Origin of the sequence: uncultured Polaribacter sp., from assembly GCF_947500975.1 — a bacterium.
GTDB lineage: Bacteria > Bacteroidota > Bacteroidia > Flavobacteriales > Flavobacteriaceae > Polaribacter.
Genome location: NZ_CANMUE010000044.1, coordinates 1 through 892 on the forward strand (window position 1 = coordinate 1; position 892 = coordinate 892).

Consider the following 892-nt stretch of genomic DNA (forward strand, 5'->3'; position numbering starts at 1 on the left):
CTGTTTTGTTTGCTTCAAATTTTCCTTCGGAAAATCCTCGCGCACAAAACCGCAACTTTTAATACACCAAAACGTTGCCAATAATATAGAGCCCAAGCAATCGAAATTGAAAATAAATATGAAAGGTGTTTTTTATTTTATAATTATATTTTTTTTAGTGTCATTCTGTTTTAGTTCTATATTTATTACAGTTTTAGATATTGCAAGTAATAGATATTTAAGAGAAATTAAAAATATAAAGAGTTTTAACAATCCCGAGAAATATATGATTGTAGATTCTCTTTTAATAAAACAGACCTATGATAGAAATGAAGGAACAGGAGATGTTTTTAGATTTGATCTTGAAGGTGTATTGCTTAGTGATAACTCTAACTTAAATCTTGCTGTTTCTTTTTCGGAATATGTGAATTTTAATTTAAAACGTCAGCCTTTATATAAAAGTAAATTAACTGGGGATTATTTTTTAAAAGACGCTCCAAAACAATATTATGAAGGTAAAAATAGAGGGTTTTATGTAGGCATAATATTAAAAATTGCTTTTTACTTTATAATTCCTTTTTTACTTTATCATTTAATTAAATATATTAATACTCGAAAAAAGTACAGGTTATAAAAAATTATACTCTATTCAAAAAGAGTTGGAATTTGAAATGAATATAAAAAAGAATTGAATAGCATAAATAAAAATACTATTGGCAACACCGTATATAATTTATTGCTGGCTTATTGTCTACTTGCGAAAGTCCTCGCGGACTTTTTTGGTCAGTAATTATTTACTAAATTAATTGCTTGAAACACGCAACAAACCATATACAAAAACGTTGGTATTCATTGCGTGAAAAAATCAGAATCATACAAAAAATTCGTTTAAAACAATGATTATTTTCAAATA

Annotated in this window: 1 protein-coding gene; it reads left to right on the plus strand. The window is 26.0% G+C overall.

Annotated elements, in window-relative coordinates; translation table 11 throughout:
- Window positions 1-157 precede the first annotated feature (157 nt).
- Window positions 158-613 (plus strand): hypothetical protein, encoded by a 456-nt coding sequence (locus Q0733_RS12950; RefSeq protein ID WP_298782756.1) that lies wholly within the window; start codon window positions 158-160, stop codon window positions 611-613.
- Window positions 614-892 lie beyond the last annotated feature (279 nt).